Here is a 21,642-nt window from a genome sequence, read left to right as displayed (position 1 = left end):
TTGCTATTGTATTTCTTTTTACGATCGCGTGCAGCCAGGTATCACCAACTCAAATGAGTGCGGCGGGAAGCGGAACTTGGAGCTCCCCTTATACAGTAGATCAGGCGATTTCAAATCAGAATGGTTCAACTCAGTCTGTTGAAGGATATGTGGTCGGACAGCCAACCTCAACGTCCTCTGTTGTCACAAATAACTTTCCGAACGATTATGCACTGGCATTAGCGGCATCACCATCAGAAGCCAATACGAATCAGATGGTTTATGTTCAAATTCCTTCTTCTTATCGTTCAAGCTTTGGCCTGCAAAGTAACCCGGGTTTAATGGGTAAAAAGATCAAAGTGACGGGAAGCTTGTCAGCCTACTTCTCCCACCCGGGAGTGAAATCGACATCAGCTTTTGAATCAGTGGAAGATGGTGACACCGATCCGACAGATCCTCCAACAGAACCTACGGATCCCCCGGCTTATGAAGAGTATTACAACGCAGCGGAAGGCAAAACTGGTGATGCCTTGAAAACGGCACTACATAACATCATTGACGATCATCAGACCCTATCCTATGATGCTGTATGGGGAGCATTGCGAAACACGGACGAAGATCCGAACAATCCCAATAATGTCATTCTCCTTTACTCAGGCCGTTCCCAATCCAAAACGACTAACGGTGGCGGGGTGAACGACTGGAATCGGGAGCACGTCTGGGCCAAATCCCACGGAGACTTCGGGACGGCACAGGGTCCAGGGACGGACCTCCATCATTTGAGACCGACGGATGTTACGGTCAACTCCACGAGAGGAAATCTTGACTTTGACAATGGTGGTAACGAGCAGACAGAAGCACCAGGCAACTACTATGACAGCGATTCGTGGGAGCCACGTGATGAAGTGAAAGGCGATGTTGCACGAATGATCTTCTACATGGATGTCCGTTATGAAGGAGATAATGGGGAAGTGGATTTAGAGCTGAATAATAACGTCAACAACGGAAGCGCTCCTTATATGGGTAAAATGTCTGTGCTTCTGGAGTGGAATGAACAAGATCCGGTGGATGCAAGGGAAATCCGCAGGAATAATATTATCTTTGAACAATATCAAGGTAACCGAAATCCATTCATAGATCATCCTGAATGGGCAGAAATGATTTGGTAATGAGTAATGAGCCTGGAATTTTTCCAGGCTCTATTTTATTGTGCGGAAATTCAGAGTGCATGGACTTGTCAGACGAAATTTCCTAGGTAACCTGTTAAACAAAAATGGCAATGGACCACATCCTTACCTAAGCTGTAACTCATTTGTAACCTCTGGCATCTATCATGAAAGCAACCATCCAAAGGAGGAGATGAATATGGAAAGGATCACCGATTGGTTGCAGAAGCGATCAATGATCTCTCCTGAACACGTTGCTTTAATGAATGCTGCTACGGACGAAATGATCAATTACCGCACTTTAGATGAACGGGCGTCTAAGTGGGCTCGATATATGCATGAAAACGGAATAATGAAAGGGGACCGTGTCGTATTCATATCCAGGAATCATACGGTTTGTTTTGAGCTATTGTTTGCCTGTGGGAAGATCGGAGCGGTGTTTGTCCCAATCAATTGGCGATTATCAGCTACCGAAATTGGCTCGATTACAGAGAACTGTACACCGAAACTTCTTTTATATAAAAAAGAATTTCAAGCTCTTGTCACGGACCTTCCTCAAAGCTTTAGTAAGCTATGTATTGATGATGTGACTCAAGAAGTATACTCCCGGGAGAGAGGGGGCTATCCCATACCCTTTCTCACACTTGCAGATCCTTGGATTATGATTTATACGGGTGGGACGACAGGGAGTCCAAAGGGAGTAGTACTGTCTCATCAATCGGTGACGGCCAATGCCCTGAACACAGTGGTAAGCTGGAATTTGACCCATGAGGATTGCACGTTAACGTATTTGCCAACCTTTCATACAGGAGGGTTAAATGCACTATCGGTCCCCCTGCTGATGGTGGGAGGAAAGGTTGTGATTGCTGAACGCTTTGATCCGGAAGAGGCGGTGAAGGATCTGAACCGATACGGCTGCAGTATTGTTCTATTAGTACCGACGATGTATCACTTATTAATGGAAAGGGAGGAATTTAAATGTACCCCTTTTCCGAAAATGAAGGTATTCCTATCAGGAGGGGCCCCATGTCCAGGTAAGGTGTATGACTTTTTCAAAGAAAAGAAAATCTCATTTAAAGAGGGGTATGGATTGACAGAAGCAGGCCCTAACAACTTTTACATCGATCCAATACGGATGAAAAAGGGCTCAGTTGGAAAAGCGATGATGTTCAACCGGGTGAAGGTGGTTGATGAGAGGGGGAATCCTGTCGGTCAGGGTGAAGTGGGGGAGCTATTATTAGGGGGAGATCATCTATTTAAAGAATACTGGCAAAACCCCGAGCAGACACAAAGGGTGTTAAAAGACGGTTGGCTTCATACAGGTGATCTGGCAAAATACGATGGAGATGAAGATTACTATATTGTCGGAAGGAAAAAAGACATGATCATCTCCGGCGGGGAGAATATCTTCCCCTTGGAGCTTGAGCACTGGTTAAGCGAGCACCCGGAAATCTCTGAGAGTGCGGTCATCGGACTGCCCCATGAAAAATGGGGTGAGGTCGTAACGGCCTTTATATCTATGAAGAGTGGAGCAACTCTGACGATAGAAGAGGTGAAGGCTTATTGCTTGAAGAAATTCGGCAAATATAAAATCCCTAAGGACTATCATGTTATGGACGAACTTCCGAAAACAGATGTTGGGAAAGTCAATAAACAGGCGCTGACCAAACTTTTTCAGAGACAATAGAGGGAATTGTATGAAATGCCTCGAAATACATATGTCGAGGTGAAAAGTATGAAGAGACTATTGACCGGTAAGCGAATTGACCTAACAGGATTTCAGGAAGAAGATATTTCGTCCATAAAGAAATGGAACCAAAATGAAGAAGTGCAGAGACTATTGGACGCCCTTCCCCTTAAGCCGAAATCAGAAGAAGAGATTAAGAAATGGATGGTCCCGGAAGAAAATTCCTTTCGATTTGCTATACGCCTGAAGGACGACGGGAGAATCATCGGATTTGCGGAGCTTGACGGCATTCTCTGGACCCATCGCGTGGGATGGATATCCATTTCAATCGGTGACGAAACATCCTGGGGGAATGGATATGGCAGGGAAGCAATGGATTGCCTTTTGGCATACGGCTTTCACGAATTGAACCTTCACCGACTTCAATTAACGGTATTTTCGTATAATGAGAGAGCGATCCGATTGTATGAATCGCTCGGATTCAGAAAAGAAGGAAGCTATCGTCAATTCCTGCAAAGGGACGGAAAGCGGTATGATATGTTTTTATATGGATTATTAGCAGATGAATGGGAAGAAGGATTGTGATGTCCTTCTTTTTTTGGTGTGGAGAGGGGGATGGGCTGTTGGTATGACGTTGAATTGATGGATCGTTGGATCGAGCGCTCAGTCGATTCCCTTAATATGTTAATAGACGCAATTCCCCCGCATAATGACGCAATAAAATTAATAATGACGCAAATACGGAAAAAATGACGCAATCATAATGGAAAATGACGCAATCCCTGACGAAAACGATGCTGAAGATTCCCCTTGAACGAGTCAACAGCCCTTCATTCTCAGCAGTCTTCTCCCTCCTTCCATATTTTGAAATAGAAACATTAATCATGCATGAGAGGGTGACAATAAAGTGAACATATCCGGCTTTAATCATCTTACAATCAACACTAGTAACCTGGAAGAATCACTGTCATTTTATATGGAAATCTTGCGAGCCACGCTGGTACATAAGGGACGAAAAGATGCTTATTTGGAATGGGGGCCGATTTGGATTTGCCTTCAGGAAAGGAACTGCTCCGATACCCGAAGCGGCAGTGGAATCCATCACATTGCATTCACCATCGACGAAAAAGGATTCCAAGAGGCTGTTCAACTTCTAAAGGAGAAGAAAGTGCCGATTGTAAGGGAACCCTTAAAGAGGGGCAAAGGTTGGAGTATCAATTTTCTGGCCCCGGATAGTGTCCAATTCGAATTACACACCTCGAATCTAAAGGAAAGAATGGAAGTGTGGGATTAATTACCCACCTCCCATTTCCTCCGTCCCCTAAACAATAAGCCACCCATCAAAGATTGGAAGAAACAGAAGCCTAGAAGCAAGTATAAAGATTGGACGTATGAAAGATTCATGACGATCAGAGGTGCCAGACTCGTTCCACACAATAAGATAAAGGAGTACAGGCTAAGTGCCTGGCTTCGTCCCTTTCCGCTCATATTTCCGATCAAGGTGATGACGGTAGGTATCAATAATGAGATGGCTGAGACAAATAGAATGGAAGAAATAATGATGAAGGGTATGTGCCAAATTGCATAAATCAAAGCAGCGACCAGGCTTACGATAGATAATGCCAGACCGATAAATAGCGTTTTATAAATTCCGATAACTTCCATAAAGCGCCCGGTATAGAGTGATAAACCCGCTCCGATCAGTCCCACCGACCTTGTAAGAAAAAGGAGATCCTCCTCGCCTGACAAGTGTCGGGTCAAGCTGTCATAATAGGCAATGAAAGAAGCAAGAAGAGTGAATACGATGCCGTAGGAGTATAGGAGTTCTTTCCTCCTCAGTAGTTTCATGATCGTTGCCAGTTGATAGGATGGGGACACGGATTGGACGTTTGTAAGGGGCAGCATGTGCTTTCCTATGACAAAAAGGAAAGCATACACCACTGCGAAAAAATAGAATACCCTTGACCATTCAGATAATTGCGTAATACCCCCGCTGAGTAATTGTCCTAAAATGCCTGCAAAGAGGAAGCCGGTGTTGATAAAGGCAAGAAGCAGGGTCCTTTGCTTTCCAGAAAACAAATCATACGTATAGGCAAATGCGACAGGGGCAAAGCTCCCCAGGCATAAGCCTTGAAATCCCCTCGTGAAAAACAAACTCCAAAAATCTGTAGAAAGACCAACGAGTCCCGATGCGAAGGCAGAAGCAAGCATTCCCCAGACTAGGATCCGCTTTTTCCCAAAGTGATCAGCCGCGTTGGCAAAGGTCAATAATCCGCATGCGTAAAAAAAGATGAACGAAGTGCCGGCCATGACCACTTCACTTTGGGTGATGGAAAGGGAGGCGCCGATCTCCCTGTAAATGGGGATGAATGTGTAAATATTACATGCCACCATAACGGCCATGGCAACTAGAACAGCAGAAATTCTGTTAAAATCATGATTCATGATGAAAATCACCTACCTATCTTTACTGTATGCAGGTGATCCAAATATTTTCAGTCATGATTGAGACGGGAAAGATTCCTGGTAGTGTACTATAATGAACCTATACAAAAAATCATAAACCTTCTGGGTTAGAATAGATAGAGTATAAGAAAAGGAGTGAGAGGATGTCTGTACGCTTTATTCTCGGACGCTCCGGCACGGGGAAAACACATCATGTATTGGGTGAGATGAAACGGAGCTTACTGGAAGCGCCGAATGGGGATCCTATCATCTATATCGTACCGGACCAAATGTCCTTTATATCGGAATACGAGCTCGTGAACACACCGGGGTTGAACGGTATGATCCGTGGACAAGTATTCAGCTTCACACGCCTTGCGTGGAAGATCCTTCAGGAAACGGGAGGAATGAGCCGTTATCATTTGTCGGATGTAGGCTTAAATATGATGATCCGTAAAATCATAGATGAAAACAAGGAACATCTCCACATTTTCAACAAGGCCTCTGAAAAGCCGGGGTTTATTCATCATGTAGAAGCGATTGTCAAGGAATTCAAACGTTATTGTATTTCTCCTTCAGACTTGCAAGAATTTGAAGGGGATGGTGAACGGTCCAAGGTATTGAAGGACAAACTTCATGACCTCGAACTGATTTATGAGAAATTTGAGGAAAAGCTTTTCGGTAAATACATCGACTCAGAAGATTATTTTCAATTGCTTTCCGATAATGTGAGAAATTCCGAGCTGCTGAAGAAGGCAGAAATCTATATTGACGGATTCCACAGTTTCACGCCTCAGGAGTATCTCATCATCGATCAGCTCATTCAGCATACAAAAAAAGTGACGGTTGCCCTTACAACCGATCCGGAAGAGCCTATGGGGGCGATGAACGAGTTAAGCCTGTATCGAATGACGAATGAAACGTATCAGACACTGCAGGATATATGCAGGATGGCAGGAGAATCGATAGTAGAAGAGGTGATGACCAAACCCATTCGCTACCAAAGTGAATCCCTGCTTCACTTAGAGCGTCATTTTGATGAAAGGCCGACCAAATCTTTTGAAGAAGGAAATAGAACCATTGAATTCCTTGAAGCTTCCAACCGCCGGGCTGAAATTGAAGGCGTCGCCAGGGAAATCAGGAAGCTTGCCAGGGAAGAAGGATACCGCTACAAGGATATCGCTGTATTGGTACGAAACAGCCAGGATTATCGTGATAAAGTCGAAACGATATTTCAAGATTATTCGATACCCTTTTTCCTTGATCAGAAGCGGACGATGCTGAATCATCCTTTAATTGAACTTATCCGTTCAACACTTGAGATCATGAACACGAATTGGAGGTATGAACCCGTATTCCGGGCAGTGAAAACAGATCTTCTGTTTCCTTATCAGAAGAATCCAACCGATTTGCGTGAAAAAATGGATCGGCTCGAAAACTATGTGTTGGCTTACGGGATAAAGGGCGACCGGTGGACGAAGAAAGACCGATGGAAATATCGTCGTTTCCGGGGGCTGGAGCATGTGGATGCACCACAGACCGATGCTGAAAGAGAAATCGAACACGAGATTAATGAGCTGCGGTTATTTATATCCGCACCGATCATCCGTCTAGGAAAACGTTTAAAGAAGCGGTCAACGGGTCGGGAATACTGTGAGGCCCTTTATGTGTATCTGGAAGAGTTGGATATACCTGAAAAGCTCGAACGGATGCGCATGGAAGCAGAGGAAAAAGGGAACCTGGTTGCAGCACGAGAACATGATCAGGCGTGGTCAGCGGTGATGGATCTGCTTGACCAATATGTAGAGATGCTCGGTGATGAAGAAACGACCATGAAGAAATTTTCATCAATCCTGGATGCAGGTATAGAGACAATGGAATTCTCCTTGGTACCACCGGCCATTGATCAGGTCATTATTGCCGACCTGGAGAAATCAAGGCTCGGTGATATTAAAGCCGCCTTCATCATTGGCGTGAATGACGGGGTGCTGCCGGCGAAAATGAATGAAGACGGAGTCCTGTCCGATGAGGATCGTGAGTCATTGATCAGGAGGGGGTATAAGATCGCCCCAAGTAACCGGACGAAGCTCCTGGATGAGGAGTTTGTGGCATATAAAGCCTTTACGACTCCAAGTGAACGTCTCTTCATCAGCTATCCGATCGCCAATGAAGAAGGAAAGGCACTACTGCCTTCTGCGTTTATCAAAAGGATAAATGAAATGTTCCCGGGTGCACCAACTAAGCTTCTCATCAATGAACCATCGGAATTACCTGAAGAGGATCAGCTTCATTACGTCTGTCATCCGAATGTGACGATATCCCATCTCACGTCCCAGCTGCAATTAAAGAAACGGGAATACCCTATTTATGATTTCTGGTGGGATGTGTATAACTTCTATACAACGTCCAATGATTGGAAATGGCATTCCGGGCATATATTATCGAGCCTCTTTTACGAGAATATTGGGCAACAGCTGTCTGAGGATACAAGCAAAGATTTGTACGGTGACCATATTCTGGCCAGTGTTTCCCGGATGGAGTTATTTCATAGCTGCCCATTTTCTCATTTTGCAAGCCACGGGTTAAAGCTGAGAGAGAGGGATTTCTTCAAGTTAGAGGCGCCTGACATCGGTGAAATGTTCCATTCAGCTTTAAAATGGATCTCGGAAGAAGTGGAGCGTCATGGTCTGACTTGGGCATCCCTTTCGAAATCCCAGTGTTTAAAGCTCGCGAAAGAAGCCGTCCTGATGCTGGCACCGAAGCTTCAGCACCAGATTCTACTGAGCTCGAACAGGCATTATTATATCGCTCAGAAACTTGAGCAAATCATTGGTCGGGCAAGCCTCATCCTTAGTGAGCATGCGAAGGCGAGCGGATTTGTCCCAGTCGGGGTGGAGCTTGGATTCGGACCTCACGCGACGCTACCCCCGTTCGAGTTTCAGCTCAGAAACGGGACGAAGATGGAACTTCAGGGAAGGATCGACCGGGTGGACAAAGCGGAGGATGCCAATGGGGTATATCTCCGGATCGTCGATTACAAATCGAGTGCAAGGGACCTTGATATGACGGAAGTGTATTACGGTTTGGCCCTTCAAATGCTCACGTATTTGGATATTGTGATAACGAATTCGAAACAATTCGTAGGGGGTGAAGCAAAGCCTGCGGGCGTCCTTTACTTCCATGTTCACAATCCGATGATCAATAGTAAGAAGATCCTGACGATGGACCAAATCGAAAAGGAAATTTTCAAGAGTTTCAAAATGAAGGGTCTGGTCCTCGGGGATACAGATATCGTCAGGTTGATGGATCAGTCGCTGGAAACGGGGAATTCGGATATGATCTCAGCCGGTATCAAAAAAGATGGGTCATTGTCATCCCGGTCAAAAGCGGCCAGCCAGGAAGACTTTCACTATATGCGAAAGCATGTCAGAAGGCTTTATGAAGCTTCAGGAAACCGGATCATATCAGGGGAGACGGACATTTCTCCTTATAAACTGAAGGACCGGACTCCGTGTCAGTTCTGTTCATTCCGTTCCGTCTGTCAATTTGATCAATCGTTGGAGGAAAACGAATACAGAGTGCTGCCTACAGCGAAACCGGAAGATTTATTACGGAAAGTGAGAGAGGAGGTAGAGTCCAATGAGTAATGGTATTCCAGCCAAGCCAATTGATGTAACATGGACCGACGACCAGTGGAAGGCCATTTGGGCGAAGGGGCAGGATATCCTGGTCGCTGCAGCCGCGGGATCGGGGAAGACCGCTGTACTGGTCGAGAGGATCATACAGAAGATTCTTTCAGAAGAAGACCGGATGGACGTGGATGAATTATTGGTTGTTACCTTTACCAATGCTTCTGCCGCGGAAATGAGACACCGGATCGGACAGGCGTTGGAAAAGGCGATCGATGAGGATCCCCATTCTCATCATTTAAGAAAGCAGCTGAGCCTATTGAACCGGGCATCCATTTCTACGCTGCATTCATTCTGCCTTGAAGTGATCCGAAAATATTACTACCTCATCGATATCGATCCAGGGTTCAGGATTGCGGACGAAACAGAAGGAGACCTGCTTCGGGACGAGGTCCTTGACGATCTATTTGAGGAGGAGTATGGAAAAGAAGATAACCATGACTTCTTTAAGCTCGTTGATACGTTTACAAATGATCGAAGTGACGGGGCATTGCAAGATATGATCAGGAAACTGTACGATTTTTCCAGATCCCATCCGAATCCCGATGAATGGCTAATGGGGTTGGAGGGGATGTATGAGCTGGAAGAAGGCGGGGAGATAGACGAGCTCCCCTTCATTCAACCTTTGCTGACAGATATCCAATTACAGCTTCATGGGGCGAAAAGCCTGTTTCAGCGCGCATTGGACCTCACCCGTGTACCAGGGGGGCCAGCCCCGAGAGCTGAGAATTTCTTAAGTGATATCGAAATCGTCGAGAGCCTGGAGGAACGTTTGTCTATTTCCTGGAATGCTTTATATGAAGCGATTCAAACCTTACCCTTCACAAAGCTAAAAGCTTGTCGGGGGGATGAGTACATGAAAGAAATAGTGGATGAAGCCAAGAAACTCCGTGATCAGGGTAAGAAAACATTGGAAAAGCTTCAGGAGGACTTCTTCTCGAGAAGACCCGGGTCATTCCTTGAGGATATGAAGAAAATGAAGGATGTGATCCACACCCTCGCAGTAGTGGTGATCGAATTCGGGAAACGGTTCAGACAAGTGAAAGAAGAAAAGGGACTTGTTGACTTTGCCGATCTTGAGCATTTCTGTCTCGACATATTGAGAGACCATTCCTATCATGCTTTGGTACCTTCAGAAGCTGCCTTGGAATATAAAAATAAGTTCAAGGAAGTACTGGTGGACGAATATCAGGATACGAACATGGTTCAGGAATCCATCCTTCTTCTCATTACAGAAGAACGTGAAGCGGTCGGGAACCGATTTATGGTAGGGGATGTGAAGCAATCCATCTACCGCTTCCGACTGGCTGAACCCAATCTGTTCCTAGGAAAGTACACCCGATTCCTTCCGGTCAGCGGGGAAGCAGGATTGAAAATCGACCTATCCCAAAACTTCAGGAGCCGGAAAGAAGTATTGGAAGGGACGAACTTCTTATTCAAACAAATCATGGGCACATCTGTCGGCGAGATGGAATATAACCGGGAAGCGGAGCTTGTTAAGGGTGCTCCCTATCCTGAAGAAAAGGAATTTCCCATTGAAGTGGCGATCATCGATCAGGAAACCGAAGAGCCTGCTCAAGATGGCGGAGAAGAGGAACTGTCCATCTTTGATGAAGGGGAAATAGAAAAGTCTGTCCTTGAAGCCCGTTATATGGCAAATAAGGTGAAACAAATGGTCGAGGGACGGACACCGATCTATGATGCCAAAACGAAAACAGAACGTCCGATCCAGTATCGTGATGTTGTCATTCTCCTTCGCTCCATGCCTTGGGCTGCGGAAATCATGGAGGAATTCAAACGGCAGGGCATACCGATTTATGCAAATTTATCCACTGGATATTTTGAAGCGACTGAAATTGCCATCATGCTATCATTGTTGAAAGTGATCGATAATCCGTATCAGGATATTCCCCTTGCTTCGGTTCTAAGGTCTCCGATTGTGGGACTGGATGAGCAGGGTCTGGCAAGTGTCCGGGTTCATTCTCGTGCAGGGACGTATTACGAGGCCGTGAAAAAATTTGCTGGTAAGAAGCCGGATAATCCCAGGGATGAAGAAACATTTGAGAAGGTGAAAGTGTTTCTGTATCATCTTGAGAATTGGCGGACGAAAGCGCGTCAGGGATCTGTGACAGAATTGATATGGCAATTGTACCGAGATACCCGTTTCTATGATTATGTAGGTGGGATGGCCGGAGGGAAGCAAAGACAGGCTAATCTCAGGGCATTGTACGATCGTGCCCGCCAATATGAAGAAACATCCTTCAGGGGATTATTCCGATTCCTGCGATTCATCGACAGGATGAGGGAACGCGGGGATGACCTGGGGGTGGCGAGAGCACTGAGCGAACAAGAAGATGTGGTTCGTTTAATGACCATCCACTCAAGTAAGGGTCTTGAGTTCCCGGTTGTGTTTGTCGCAGGTACGTCTAAGCAATTTAACCTCATGGACTTGAATGCAGCCTACTTATTAGATAAAGATCTTGGATTGGCTGTGAAGTACACCGATCCAGACAAACGGATCAGTTACCCTTCCCTCCCGCAATTGGCATTCAAGCGGAAGAAGCGGATGGAGGCGATCTCCGAGGAAATGAGGGTGCTTTATGTGGCGTTGACCCGTGCCAAGGAGAAATTGTTCCTGGTGGGTACGGTGAAAAGCCTCGAGAAATCACTCAAGAAATGGCGGGGTGCTTTAAGTCAGAAGGAGTGGTTGCTGTCTGATTATGACAGGGCGGGTGCAAATTCCTATCTTGACTGGATAGGTCCGTCCCTCATGCGTCATCCTCATTGCAATGAGCTTGGGGGAGAAGTACCCGAGGGAAGCGGCATCAATGAGGAGATTCTTAAACATCCTTCCTGCTTCCAGGTCACGGCTGTTCATAAGACTGAATTGGTCGAAGAGGCCGGGGAGTCACCGAGTGAAGAGGACAATTGGAAAGAGCAGGTGAAGGAAGGAAGGAAAGTGGGAATAGAATCTCTCCACAAAGATGAGGTATTGAAGCGCTTATCGTGGAAATATCCACATCTTCGTGCTACAAATCTACGTTCGAAGCAATCCGTATCAGAACTCAAGAGGATGGTTGAAATAAGAGACGAAGCGTCAAGCATCGATATCCTGAGACGCCACCACAAGCCTGTATATAACCGTCCACAATTCATGCAGTCGAAAGAATTGTCACCTGCTGAAAAGGGGACGGCCATGCATACTGTCATGCAACATATTTCCTTTGAAGATGGGGTGCCGACACAGGGAAAGGTTGAAGATCTATTATCAAACCTTGTCCGTAAAGAAATTCTGACTGAAGAGCAGAAACTGGCAATCTCAGTCGATAACATCGTAGGGTTCTTCGACAGTGAACTCGGAAAGCGGCTGGCAGGCGCACGGAACATCCAACGGGAAATTCCGTTCAGCATGAGCGTCCCTCTAAGTGAAATCTCGGAAACAGGTGATGAAGCCCCGGAAGAAACAATCCTCGTTCAAGGGGTCATCGACTGTGTATTCCGGGATGAATCAGGAATCGTCCTGTTGGATTACAAAACAGACGGCATTCATGATCGCTATGATGGAGGTTTTCCTGAAGCGAAGCCTGTCCTGCTCGAGAGGTATAAAGTACAGATTGAATTATATACCCGTGCGTTAGAATCCATCTGGAAAGAACCGGTATCACAAAAGTACCTATACTTCTTCGATGGAGGACATGTGTTGGAATTATAAATAAAAAACACCTCGAAGCTTTTCTTCGAGGTGTTTTTTTAAGACCAGGCAGGGAATAGCTAAACTAATCACTTACCTGAGGGAGGGTGGAAGATGGGTAAAAAAACGATCGGAACATGTGAATTATGTGCTCGCGGGAATGTGGAAACCACGGTTCATCACCTCACACCCAAGGAGGTGGGGGGCACATTCCTTCCCACGGCGCAGCTTTGCATTCCTTGTCATAAGCAGATACACTCCCTGTACACAAATGATGAGCTGGGTGCAAGGTTAAACACAATTGAAGATTTAAGGAACGATATAAAAATTTATGCATTCATCAAATGGATACGTAAGCAGCCGCCCACCAAATTGATCAAAACAAAGAAAAGCCATGAGCGCAGAAAAAAGCGATAATGAAAAAAACAAAAAGCCTATTCTAAGGCTTTTTGTTTTTTAGTTATTTCCTGTTATCGGTTGGTCAATAACATTACAATCAAAAGTGGTACTTACACTGAATACATTGTAACTTAATTGAAATGGACCGGTATTGAAGCCGCCGGCACCACCGAAAGTCTTGGAAGCAGATTTAGGAGAAATGATGGCCGTGTCCCCAAACTGGACATTTCCGCCCCCGACGTTAAGAATCGCGACTGGACCTACTAATGCGGGCATATTCAACATCCTCTTTTCTATATGTCTATATTATAGGCTATGTGAGTGTTGTGGTAACGTTCATACATCAAAGAAAGAGATCAATCAGGTGATTCAATCGTTTCAATCGTTTCAGACGGTTCCTCTCCTTCTTTATTTTCTAGCTGGCGAATGTTTTTCACCCTTGCTTCCATATATACATTTGATGTATTCCCTATGTGTATGATGGAAGCAGCGGAGGTTGCACGAATATACATCGTATTGACTTTAATCGGGCAAAGATTTAGTCTTGACACCCCAATCTCAGGATTGATAGGGGGGAGTTCAATTGGGTTTAGGAATACATCCGAATCAAAACTACCTTCACTTGTGTAAAAGAGTTCCTTTTCTCTTTGTACGGCAAATGCCTTGGATTGTGCATAAATATTTTGTGAATCTCCAATTTGGTAAACAGAGGAGAAGGCCAGTGTGATCCCCTCAAGTTCATTAACAATCGAATATCGTTTAAGCATGGTTCATCCTTTAGGGGTCAGAGGGACGAATGGACCGATGATCAGGGATTCAGGCGGCGTATCGAATGCAGAGGCAAGCTGGATGATATCGGCATCCCCGACCAAAACGAGAGAGGAGCTGGCCACTCCTGCGATATCAATATTTCCGACGGTTAATTCACGATTGATGACCTGGAGGTTCATTATTATTCATTCCTTCCATATGATCTGGGATTTGCGACATAAAGGAGAAAAGGGCGGTTTCAATGTCTTTCTTGATTTTGTTGATGATCTTTTTCTCCCACTCCCCTTCCTGTTGTTTCGATTCAATAAAGGGTATGTTTTGTAAATAAAATTCGATTCTTTGTGGCATTTGATTCAACAAATCCTGTTGAATCATTTCATAATAAGACGGGTCGAGGGATCTCTGGAACTGAATTTCGTTATCCTGGATGAGACCCGGTAGTTCTGAATCGATATAGGCTCTTATCGCTGAGGAAATTCGTTCTTTATATGGTTCCAAATCTTTAATGGATTTAACATCTACATTGGGCTGAACGGCGAGGTCTTCGATCGTTTCCTTCAAACTGTTTGGATTTAGCCCGATATTCAGCGTCCCGTCCAGGGATTCCACTTTCAGCTGATCAAATTTATATTCGATCTTTTCTACGTTGATAGTCGGTGTATCCCTGAGGCTGGTTAATTCCTGTGACAGGTCATTCACTTTGTTTTCCAACGCGACAATTTTCGAGTTCAACATTTCGATATACTGATAGAGTTGTTGTGGGGTCATATAGTAATTATTCATTCTGCCACCTCTTTCTTTTGTCGCGATCATTTATTTTAGCCTGGTGATTGAAGGGGGACCAGAGGAGTAACGGAAGGTGGTTTGGTTCCACCATTTTTCTCCGCTTCAGGAGCAGGCTCTGTATACCCCCCGGTATTATATAGAAAGTCATTTGTTGTAATTTGACCGCATGTTCCAATTTGAAGGATGGAGGAGTTTGACATGCCGCCAATCTTGATAAATTGAATCTGGATGGATTGTTGCACGTAATAATTGGTCATTCTGCATCACACTCATAGATTAAAGTTTATTCCCTGATCCATGCCATCATCATCAATGGTATAGGTCAGTGAGCTTTCATTGTATACGGAAATTCCTTTACCCGTTATGAATGAACCTGCCCCAGCAAAGGTTTTAGCTGTTGAAATCGGACTGATGTTAAATACATCCCCAATATGGAAAACGGCGCTGGAACCGACATTGACGACTTGAGCAATTCCTACGATTGCGGGCATTGTGACTCACACCTTTAAGACAAAGTTAATTATTGTTATTCTATGTTAAGAACATGAATAGGTGATAATCGCCTAATTTCCTTTTTCGGGTTAAAATGAAATCAAGATTAATTTATCGGAGGAAAATGAATGAACACCATGTCACCAATTGAACAAACAGAACGTATCGTAAGCCTTGATGTGATTAGGGGATTCTCATTGCTTGGCATCATTATCATTAACATGATTTCCTTTCATTCCCCATTTCTGTATCTGGATCCGTATACGTGGTGGAAGACACCTGAAGATGTCACATTATATCCATGGATTGATGTCTTGGTTCAAGCAAGCTTTTATCCGTTATTCGCCATGATGTTCGGATATGGATTAGGGATCCAGCAACAAAGGGCTATGGATAAAGGAACGTCCTTCTACAGCTTTGGAATCAGAAGACTTCTTGTATTATTGGGAATCGGATGTATCCATGCCTTCCTGATATGGTCTGGGGATATCCTGATTAATTACGCTATGTTTGGTCTCGTGCTACTTATATTCATGAGGCTATCCGGTAAAGGATTGATGTGGCTGGGAGGTATCTTATTTCTGTTGCCACAAACTTTTTTCAGTATATTACTAGTATTGATGACCTTTGCCGATCCGACTGGGGTGACGCAATATACAAACATCTCCGCTCTCCAGGATTCGGTTGCCGCCTATGCTTCAGGCAGCTTCAGCAGTATCATGGGACAACGTTTCGAAGACTGGTATATAGTGAATTCGCCTGATAACCTTTTATTCTTATTATTATCAATCCTCCCCATGATGATGATCGGGGCAGGTGCAAGTAAACTGCGACTATTGGAAAAGGTATCGACCTATAAGAAGATGTGGATGGTAACGGGTGGAAGTACATTACTCTTGGGAGTCGCCATTAAGTCACTGCCGCTTCTCATAGAGTCCAACTTTGCTTATTCATACATACAAGACTTTTTGGGAGGTCCGTTCTTATCAGTATCTTATGCAATAATCCTTTCATTATTATTGTTGAATCAAAAAATCATGAAATGGAGCAAGCCGCTCGCTTCAGTTGGGAAGATGTCCCTCACAAATTATTTGATGCAATCGATCATCGGTACATTGATCTTCTATTCTTATGGATTTGGTCTATATGGGGAAGTGACGTTAACGACGGGGACGATGCTCGCAGTAGGCATATATGTCATACAGGTGATACTGTCAGAAATTTGGTTGTCCAAGTTCCAATACGGTCCTGTTGAGAAGCTGTGGCGTGTATTAAGTTATGGTAGACGCAATGTGGGGGAAAAAGGAAAGATGTAAAACGGTAGAGAGGGGATATGAAATATGAAATTCGTAAGTTTTAAAGTGGAGGATAAAGAAACATTTGGGGTGGAGATGGATGGCAGGCTCCTTGATTTGGCCGGGGTCCATGATTTACCAAGGGATTTACTGAAGGGTATAGAAGACGGGGAAGATTTTCTCAAGGATGTGACAGCTGTCCTTAAGGAGCATGCCGGAACTCTTCGCTCTTTTGCGCATGATGAAGTGAAATGGCTTTCCCCGATTCCGAAAGCGAAGAGGAATATTATGTGTGTCGGAAAAAACTATCGTGATCATGCCATCGAAATGGGTGGTGAACAAGATATCCCAAAGGACATCATGATGTTCACGAAAGCAACCAATACGGTCATCGGTCACGGGGAAACGGTACTTCATCACGATGATATAACAGAAGAGCTGGATTATGAAGGAGAACTGGCCGTAATTATAGGGAAGAAGGGGAGGGGAATCTCTCCTGAAGATGCAATGAAGTATGTGTTTGGTTATTCCATCCTTAATGATATTACTGCCCGTGATCTTCAGAAAAAACATGGCCAGTTCTTCATCGGGAAAAGTCTCGATACAACATGCCCGATGGGACCTTACCTTGTGACTAAGGATGAAGTGGGAGATCCTCATAACTTATCCATAGAGACAAAGGTCAATGGTGAAATCCGACAGTCTTCCAATACTGGAGAAATGATTTTCTCCGTTCCAACCATTATTTCTACCTTATCCAAAGGGATGACACTGGAACCTGGGGACATAATTGCGACAGGTACACCATCAGGCGTCGGAAAAGGCTTTAAGCCTCCACGTTTTTTAAAAAAGGGAGATCTAGTGGAAATTGAAATCGCATCCCTTGGAATTTTGACAAATCCGTTACAGGCCTAGTTAAAATTTCTGTTGTTGTACAGACTGTGGTAATATTATGAGCGTAAACTATCTACCTGTAGGAGGTTCAATATGTTTGATAATACACATGCCCATATTACAACGTGGGTCATTGCCATCATTCTTTTCTTTGTAGCGGTCGGCTTACATAATGCAGGGAAGAAAAAAGGCATGAAAGTTGTACATATGATCTTACGATTATTCTATCTGCTCATCATTTTAACGGGCGCACTATTATTCTGGAAGCATCAAGGCATCGATCCTGCCCTTTACGGTATCAAAGGTTTGGTGGGAATCTTATTGATCGGAATGTTTGAAATGATTCTGGTCCGCATGAATAAAGGTAAGAACACAAATGTACTCTGGATCGTGATGGTCATCGCTTTAGTCGTTGTTTTATATTTGGGACTACGTTTACCGTTAGGTCTTCATCCATTTGCATAACGTGAAAAAAAGTTGGCTCCGTATAAGGGCCAACTTTTTTTATTTTAGGCTGTTTTCGTACACATTGTTGCTTTTGGACGTAGCGAGTGGCTGTTGATTTCCTCTCCAGGTGCTCGCTTTCCGCGGGGCTGGCGGTGAGCCTCCTCGGGCTTCGCCCTTCGGGGTCTCACCTGTCCAGCTACGGCGGCTAGCCCCTCGAGGTCATAAGCTAAATGGTCCAGGAAGTCCATTGCTAGCATTTTCATATAAATGAATATCCAAATCTGTCGAATTGTGGTATTTTGATAGAAACGACGTCTTCGAGTAGGTGTGAAAATGGTAAAGTCCTTTCAATACATATATAACGACGAGCACTCCCTGAATCAATTTATTATAGAGAACGGGTTAGATCGACATCCTTCTTTATTCATTCAAGCATTTGTAGGGAATTCCCAGCTTGAAGCCATACAGGAGCTTCAGGATCAAATAAATAGATTAGTTCCTCGAAGCACCCTTATCGGCTGCAGTTCCAAGGGACAAGTGGCAGACGGTAAAATCGTATCCGGCATTGTTTTATCATTTACACTATTTGAAAAAACCAAAGTGAAAGCTCTTTTACAAGAAAAATCAGACTCCAGTAAGCAGCTTGGAATACAAATGTGCGAAGAAATCGGTCAAGCGGACACGAAAGCATTCATTATTTTCTCAAGTCATTTACAGCTTGACGTACAGGAGTTCCTGGATGGAGTTTCAGAAGGCGGTGGTGATACTGTCATTGCCGGAGGTGTCTCTTCCGATCTTCCACAGAAAAGCCACACGTATGTATTCACTAATCAACATATCTCAACTGACGGGTTCGTTTCAGCCTCTTTAAATGGGGATGGATTAATGGTCCATTCCCATGCAGTAGAGGAATGGCAGGAAGTGGGGCCGGCATTCAAGGTTACGAAAGTAAGGGGACATATAGTAGACGGAATCAACTTTATGAAGCCCATCCGGTTGCTTGAAATGTACCTTGGTGAAAGATTCGTAAAGGATCTGCCAGATTCATCAATTGAATTCCCGTTTCTTGCGAAAGAAAAGAATGATTCGGTGGCCGTCTATATCATGAACGTACTGCCGAATGGAAGTGTGGAACTGAGCCAGGAAGTGGAAGAAGGGCAGGAGGTTTCGTTTGGATTTGCAAGCGTGCAGGATATCATCCAGACGACGACAAAACTCCTTGCTCAATTGAAACGCCATCCTGTAGAAACTCATTATGTATACAATTGTGTGGCAAGAAGGAGATATATAAGTGAAGTGACGAAGCAAGAGCTCTCCTATTTCAACCGGATTTCACAGGTGAGCGGGTTTTTCTCGTACGGTGAGTTTGGGCGAAAGGGCGGTAAGCCTAAACTTATGGCTCATTCACTGACCTATCTTGGACTTTCTGAAGGTGTACGAGAACCCATCAAGGATTTGAAAGTCGACTTTCAGTTAACTCCTGAAACAGACGCCATGATGTCGTTGACCCATTTAATCCATACAGCTGAAAAGGATATTCAAGAATTAACCCATAATATTCAAATATCGGAGGAGTATTACCGGTCCCTCTTCGATAATAATACAGATTTTGTATACAGTACGGATTTAAATGGCCGATTCAATTCTCTCAATCCTTCCTTCATTAAAACATTTGGCTTTACGAAAGATGAAATCCTCGGGAAGTCAGCTCTTCAATTTATCAGAGAAGAAGACACGGGAAGGGTAAGGCGTCATTTCTACCGTGCAATGGAAGGGAGGGAACAGTACTATGACCTCCCGATTGCATCCAAAAACGGAGAAGTGAATTTCTTTCAAATCAAGAATATCCCGATCACGGTTAACGGGGAATGTGTCGGGATCTTCGGGATAGGAAGGAATGTCACGAAAGAACGGCAATTCGAAAAGAAAATTACCCAACTTGCTTATTACGATGGTGAAACAGATCTCCCCAATAAGATGAAGTTCAGGGAAATCGTTGATGAACACATCAGTAGGGCAAAGAAGAAGAAGCGAGAGATGGCGGTTTTATTTCTGGACATGGACCGTTTCAAAATGATCAATGATACTCTGGGTCATTGGGCAGGTGATCTAATTATGAAAGAGCTTGCCAAAAGGATTCAGGCAACTCTACCGAAAGGTGCTTATCCCGGACGTTTCAGCGGAGATACATTTACGGTTCTGCTCACGAAAGATGTAAATGAATCCACCATATCAGACATTACAGATGCTATTATGAAAACGATTCAGGCACCGTTCACGTATCAGGGGAAAGAGTTCTACATTTCTGTCAGTATTGGCGTAGGGATATTCCCCCGGGATGGTGAAGAGTCTACCGATTTGTTAAGAAATGCAGATTCCGCTCTCACCCGGGCCAAATCAAAAGGTGGAAATAATACCGTTTATTTTTCCAGGGACATGAAGGAAGATAATACCCGCAAGGTTGAAATGGAAGCTCATTTGCGGAGGGCCATCGATCGCGAGGAGCTCTTCGTAGCTTATCAACCCATCATGAATATTTCTGACCGATCCCTTATCGGATGCGAGTCATTACTAAGGTGGCATCATCCATCATGGGGAATGATTTCACCAGTTGAATTCATTCCCCTGGCAGAAGAAACAGGGCTGATTTATGACATTGGTAAATGGGTTCTTGTTGAATCTTGTTTACAGTTGAAGAAATGGTTAGATCAACAAGCGGATGACTTCTATATATCTGTTAATGTTTCCGCACAACAATTTCAGCACCCTACGTTTCATTGTGATGTGAAAGAGGCATTAGTGATATCAGGACTTAAGCCTGAATATCTCTGTTTAGAGTTGACCGAGACAATCATGCTACATGACGCAGCCCACACCATCGAAGTGATGAAGTCCCTTGCAGATCTTGGGGTGAAGCTAGCTATCGATGATTTCGGCACTGGTTATTCGTCACTCAGTTACCTGAAGCATCTCCCCCTTCATATACTGAAGATTGATCGATCCTTTGTGCAGAATATGAATGATCATACACCCGATGTAGCAATTGTTCAGTCCATAGCGACCATGGGGAAAGGGTTGAATATGAAGGTTGTAGCTGAAGGAGTGGAAACGAACGAGCAATTTCAGTTACTGAAACAGCTTGGCTGTGATTATGCACAAGGATTTCTCATTGAGAGACCTATGTCGTCTGATAAAATGAACACCTATTTAGAGGGAAGGAATCTTGTGCCCAGCCAGAAACCATAAAAAGACCAATGCCTTTCAATTACGGAGGCATTGGTCTTTTTATTATGGGGGCATCATTAGATATTAAAACTCTCGATCACGATCCGCCTGCCGGTGCTTAGTGTGAATTCAAATCGATCGCGCTTCTTTTTATAGTAAGTGAAGTGATGCTGAACTGCACACACCTCCACACCGTTGTCGAAGGTGATGAAGTTCACGCCTTCCTTGATTTTTTGGTTCCCAAGGAATACAAGGTGGTTGTGACAAAAGATACTGTCATAAATCGAATAACCCAAATTGTTCAAGGCTGTTGTAAACTGATGAAAGGCATCATCAGAAATCTCTTCTAATAAATTCTCCAACGAATATAATATATTCTTCTTTATTTGAATTCGATCGCCATTCTCGATTCTTAATCTTTCGTAGGGTGTGACAATGATCCCGTCCTCTAAGAGAACACCGGCAAGCCATTCGCCATCTCTATATACTTTCAATTCATGATTGAGGTAAAATTCGAGCTCAGATTCTTCCTCGGCATCGATTTCGAAAAAGAACCACGTATCCTCCTCGAATAAAGCGGTACCTTCGGAATAGGACCTTTTTTGGGATTTTAAAATGTTTGATCGAAATATGTTGCTCAAGTGAATATCCCTCCTTAACTACATTTCTTGTCATA

Annotated in this window: 19 protein-coding genes; 11 read left to right on the top strand and 8 right to left on the bottom strand. The window is 44.2% G+C overall.

Translation table 11 applies throughout. The annotated features are described in order from the left end of the window. Nucleotides 1-23 precede the first annotated feature (23 nt). The 4 genes from KYJ26_RS09295 to KYJ26_RS09280 all read left to right on the top strand — a co-directional run bounded on the left by KYJ26_RS09295 (nucleotide 24) and on the right by KYJ26_RS09280 (nucleotide 4,126). Entirely contained in the window at nucleotides 24-1,148 is a 1,125-nt protein-coding gene (locus tag KYJ26_RS09295; RefSeq protein WP_374939761.1) for an endonuclease, read from the top strand. Between the two features lie 196 nt (nucleotides 1,149-1,344). After that, a complete protein-coding gene (locus KYJ26_RS09290) occupies nucleotides 1,345-2,832 on the top strand; it encodes a class I adenylate-forming enzyme family protein (protein ID WP_307513772.1) in 1,488 nt (495 codons plus the stop codon). Between the two features lie 48 nt (nucleotides 2,833-2,880). Further along, nucleotides 2,881-3,417 (top strand): GNAT family N-acetyltransferase, encoded by a 537-nt coding sequence (locus KYJ26_RS09285; RefSeq protein WP_219166994.1) that lies wholly within the window; start codon nucleotides 2,881-2,883, stop codon nucleotides 3,415-3,417. 322 nt (nucleotides 3,418-3,739) lie between these two features. Continuing rightward, a complete protein-coding gene (locus tag KYJ26_RS09280; protein ID WP_219166993.1) occupies nucleotides 3,740-4,126 on the top strand; it encodes a VOC family protein in 387 nt (128 codons plus the stop codon). Here the strand turns inward: KYJ26_RS09280 and KYJ26_RS09275 are convergent. Next, nucleotides 4,123-5,277 carry an MFS transporter gene (locus KYJ26_RS09275; protein ID WP_219166992.1) on the bottom strand — a complete coding sequence of 385 codons (1,155 nt, stop codon included), beginning with the start codon at nucleotides 5,275-5,277 and terminating at the stop codon, nucleotides 4,123-4,125. The genes KYJ26_RS09280 and KYJ26_RS09275 overlap by 4 nt on opposite strands. A gap of 164 nt (nucleotides 5,278-5,441) precedes the next feature. Between KYJ26_RS09275 and addB the strand changes: the two genes are divergently transcribed. The 3 genes from addB to KYJ26_RS09260 all read left to right on the top strand — a co-directional run bounded on the left by addB (nucleotide 5,442) and on the right by KYJ26_RS09260 (nucleotide 13,074). After that, nucleotides 5,442-8,924, top strand: coding sequence for a helicase-exonuclease AddAB subunit AddB (gene addB, locus KYJ26_RS09270; protein WP_219166991.1), 3,483 nt, complete (start codon nucleotides 5,442-5,444; stop codon nucleotides 8,922-8,924). Next, entirely contained in the window at nucleotides 8,917-12,678 is a 3,762-nt protein-coding gene (addA, locus tag KYJ26_RS09265; protein ID WP_219166990.1) for a helicase-exonuclease AddAB subunit AddA, read from the top strand. The genes addB and addA overlap by 8 nt, the downstream gene beginning before the upstream one ends. Before the next feature lie 93 nt (nucleotides 12,679-12,771). Beyond that, nucleotides 12,772-13,074: an HNH endonuclease gene (locus KYJ26_RS09260; protein ID WP_219166989.1), complete on the top strand. Its 303-nt coding sequence runs from the start codon at nucleotides 12,772-12,774 to the stop codon at nucleotides 13,072-13,074. Nucleotides 13,075-13,113: 39 nt separating this feature from the next. Here the strand turns inward: KYJ26_RS09260 and KYJ26_RS09255 are convergent, their stop codons facing one another. The 6 genes from KYJ26_RS09255 to KYJ26_RS09230 form a co-directional block, all read right to left on the bottom strand. Then, complete coding sequence (locus KYJ26_RS09255) at nucleotides 13,114-13,332, bottom strand: spore germination protein (RefSeq protein ID WP_219166988.1); 219 nt, start codon at nucleotides 13,330-13,332, stop codon at nucleotides 13,114-13,116. 80 nt (nucleotides 13,333-13,412) lie between these two features. After that, nucleotides 13,413-13,823: a spore germination protein GerPE gene (locus KYJ26_RS09250; RefSeq protein WP_219166987.1), complete on the bottom strand. Its 411-nt coding sequence runs from the start codon at nucleotides 13,821-13,823 to the stop codon at nucleotides 13,413-13,415. Between the two features lie 3 nt (nucleotides 13,824-13,826). Continuing rightward, nucleotides 13,827-14,006, bottom strand: coding sequence for a spore gernimation protein GerPD (locus KYJ26_RS09245; RefSeq protein WP_219166986.1), 180 nt, complete (start codon nucleotides 14,004-14,006; stop codon nucleotides 13,827-13,829). After that, nucleotides 13,981-14,610, bottom strand: a complete 630-nt coding sequence (gene gerPC / locus KYJ26_RS09240) for a spore germination protein GerPC (protein ID WP_219166985.1) — start codon at nucleotides 14,608-14,610, stop codon at nucleotides 13,981-13,983. Before gerPC ends, KYJ26_RS09245 begins: the two co-directional genes overlap by 26 nt. A 35-nt stretch (nucleotides 14,611-14,645) precedes the next feature. Further along, on the bottom strand, nucleotides 14,646-14,870 hold the full coding sequence (locus tag KYJ26_RS09235; RefSeq protein ID WP_219166984.1) for a spore germination protein GerPB: 225 nt from the start codon (nucleotides 14,868-14,870) through the stop codon (nucleotides 14,646-14,648). A 12-nt stretch (nucleotides 14,871-14,882) separates the two neighbouring features. Further along, entirely contained in the window at nucleotides 14,883-15,104 is a 222-nt protein-coding gene (locus KYJ26_RS09230; protein ID WP_219166983.1) for a spore germination protein, read from the bottom strand. Between the two features lie 129 nt (nucleotides 15,105-15,233). Between KYJ26_RS09230 and KYJ26_RS09225 the strand changes: the two genes are divergently transcribed. The 4 genes from KYJ26_RS09225 to KYJ26_RS09210 all read left to right on the top strand — a co-directional run bounded on the left by KYJ26_RS09225 (nucleotide 15,234) and on the right by KYJ26_RS09210 (nucleotide 20,987). Further along, nucleotides 15,234-16,421 (top strand): DUF418 domain-containing protein, encoded by a 1,188-nt coding sequence (locus KYJ26_RS09225; protein WP_219166982.1) that lies wholly within the window; start codon nucleotides 15,234-15,236, stop codon nucleotides 16,419-16,421. A gap of 24 nt (nucleotides 16,422-16,445) precedes the next feature. Continuing rightward, nucleotides 16,446-17,315, top strand: coding sequence for a fumarylacetoacetate hydrolase family protein (locus KYJ26_RS09220; protein ID WP_219166981.1), 870 nt, complete (start codon nucleotides 16,446-16,448; stop codon nucleotides 17,313-17,315). Between the two features lie 72 nt (nucleotides 17,316-17,387). Then, a complete protein-coding gene (locus tag KYJ26_RS09215) occupies nucleotides 17,388-17,759 on the top strand; it encodes a YisL family protein (protein ID WP_219166980.1) in 372 nt (123 codons plus the stop codon). 315 nt (nucleotides 17,760-18,074) lie between these two features. Continuing rightward, a complete protein-coding gene (locus tag KYJ26_RS09210) occupies nucleotides 18,075-20,987 on the top strand; it encodes a bifunctional diguanylate cyclase/phosphodiesterase (RefSeq protein ID WP_219166979.1) in 2,913 nt (970 codons plus the stop codon). 56 nt (nucleotides 20,988-21,043) lie between these two features. Here KYJ26_RS09210 and KYJ26_RS09205 read toward each other — a convergent pair whose 3' ends face one another. Next, nucleotides 21,044-21,607 carry a DUF2777 family protein gene (locus KYJ26_RS09205; protein ID WP_219166978.1) on the bottom strand — a complete coding sequence of 188 codons (564 nt, stop codon included), beginning with the start codon at nucleotides 21,605-21,607 and terminating at the stop codon, nucleotides 21,044-21,046. Nucleotides 21,608-21,642 lie beyond the last annotated feature (35 nt).

Origin of the sequence: Rossellomorea orangium (assembly GCF_019334305.1) — a bacterium.
Taxonomy (GTDB): Bacteria; Bacillota; Bacilli; order Bacillales; family Bacillaceae_B; genus Rossellomorea.
This window is presented reverse-complemented; position numbering and strand designations above follow the sequence as displayed.

Excerpts from the sequence above, each read along its gene's own strand:
- KYJ26_RS09250 (WP_219166987.1), bottom strand. The coding sequence starts at position 13,823 with ATGCTTAAACGATATTCGATTGTTAATGAACTTGAGGGGATCACACTG.
- KYJ26_RS09275 (WP_219166992.1), bottom strand. The coding sequence starts at position 5,277 with ATGAATCATGATTTTAACAGAATTTCTGCTGTTCTAGTTGCCATGGCC.
- KYJ26_RS09245 (WP_219166986.1), bottom strand. The coding sequence starts at position 14,006 with ATGAACCTCCAGGTCATCAATCGTGAATTAACCGTCGGAAATATTGAT.
- KYJ26_RS09210 (WP_219166979.1), top strand. The coding sequence starts at position 18,075 with ATGGTAAAGTCCTTTCAATACATATATAACGACGAGCACTCCCTGAAT.
- KYJ26_RS09260 (WP_219166989.1), top strand. The coding sequence starts at position 12,772 with ATGGGTAAAAAAACGATCGGAACATGTGAATTATGTGCTCGCGGGAAT.
- KYJ26_RS09255 (WP_219166988.1), bottom strand. The coding sequence starts at position 13,332 with ATGCCCGCATTAGTAGGTCCAGTCGCGATTCTTAACGTCGGGGGCGGA.
- KYJ26_RS09235 (WP_219166984.1), bottom strand. The coding sequence starts at position 14,870 with ATGACCAATTATTACGTGCAACAATCCATCCAGATTCAATTTATCAAG.
- addB (WP_219166991.1), top strand. The coding sequence starts at position 5,442 with ATGTCTGTACGCTTTATTCTCGGACGCTCCGGCACGGGGAAAACACAT.
- KYJ26_RS09290 (WP_307513772.1), top strand. The coding sequence starts at position 1,345 with ATGGAAAGGATCACCGATTGGTTGCAGAAGCGATCAATGATCTCTCCT.
- addA (WP_219166990.1), top strand. The coding sequence starts at position 8,917 with ATGAGTAATGGTATTCCAGCCAAGCCAATTGATGTAACATGGACCGAC.
- KYJ26_RS09225 (WP_219166982.1), top strand. The coding sequence starts at position 15,234 with ATGAACACCATGTCACCAATTGAACAAACAGAACGTATCGTAAGCCTT.
- KYJ26_RS09220 (WP_219166981.1), top strand. The coding sequence starts at position 16,446 with ATGAAATTCGTAAGTTTTAAAGTGGAGGATAAAGAAACATTTGGGGTG.
- KYJ26_RS09285 (WP_219166994.1), top strand. The coding sequence starts at position 2,881 with ATGAAGAGACTATTGACCGGTAAGCGAATTGACCTAACAGGATTTCAG.
- KYJ26_RS09215 (WP_219166980.1), top strand. The coding sequence starts at position 17,388 with ATGTTTGATAATACACATGCCCATATTACAACGTGGGTCATTGCCATC.
- gerPC (WP_219166985.1), bottom strand. The coding sequence starts at position 14,610 with ATGAATAATTACTATATGACCCCACAACAACTCTATCAGTATATCGAA.
- KYJ26_RS09230 (WP_219166983.1), bottom strand. The coding sequence starts at position 15,104 with ATGCCCGCAATCGTAGGAATTGCTCAAGTCGTCAATGTCGGTTCCAGC.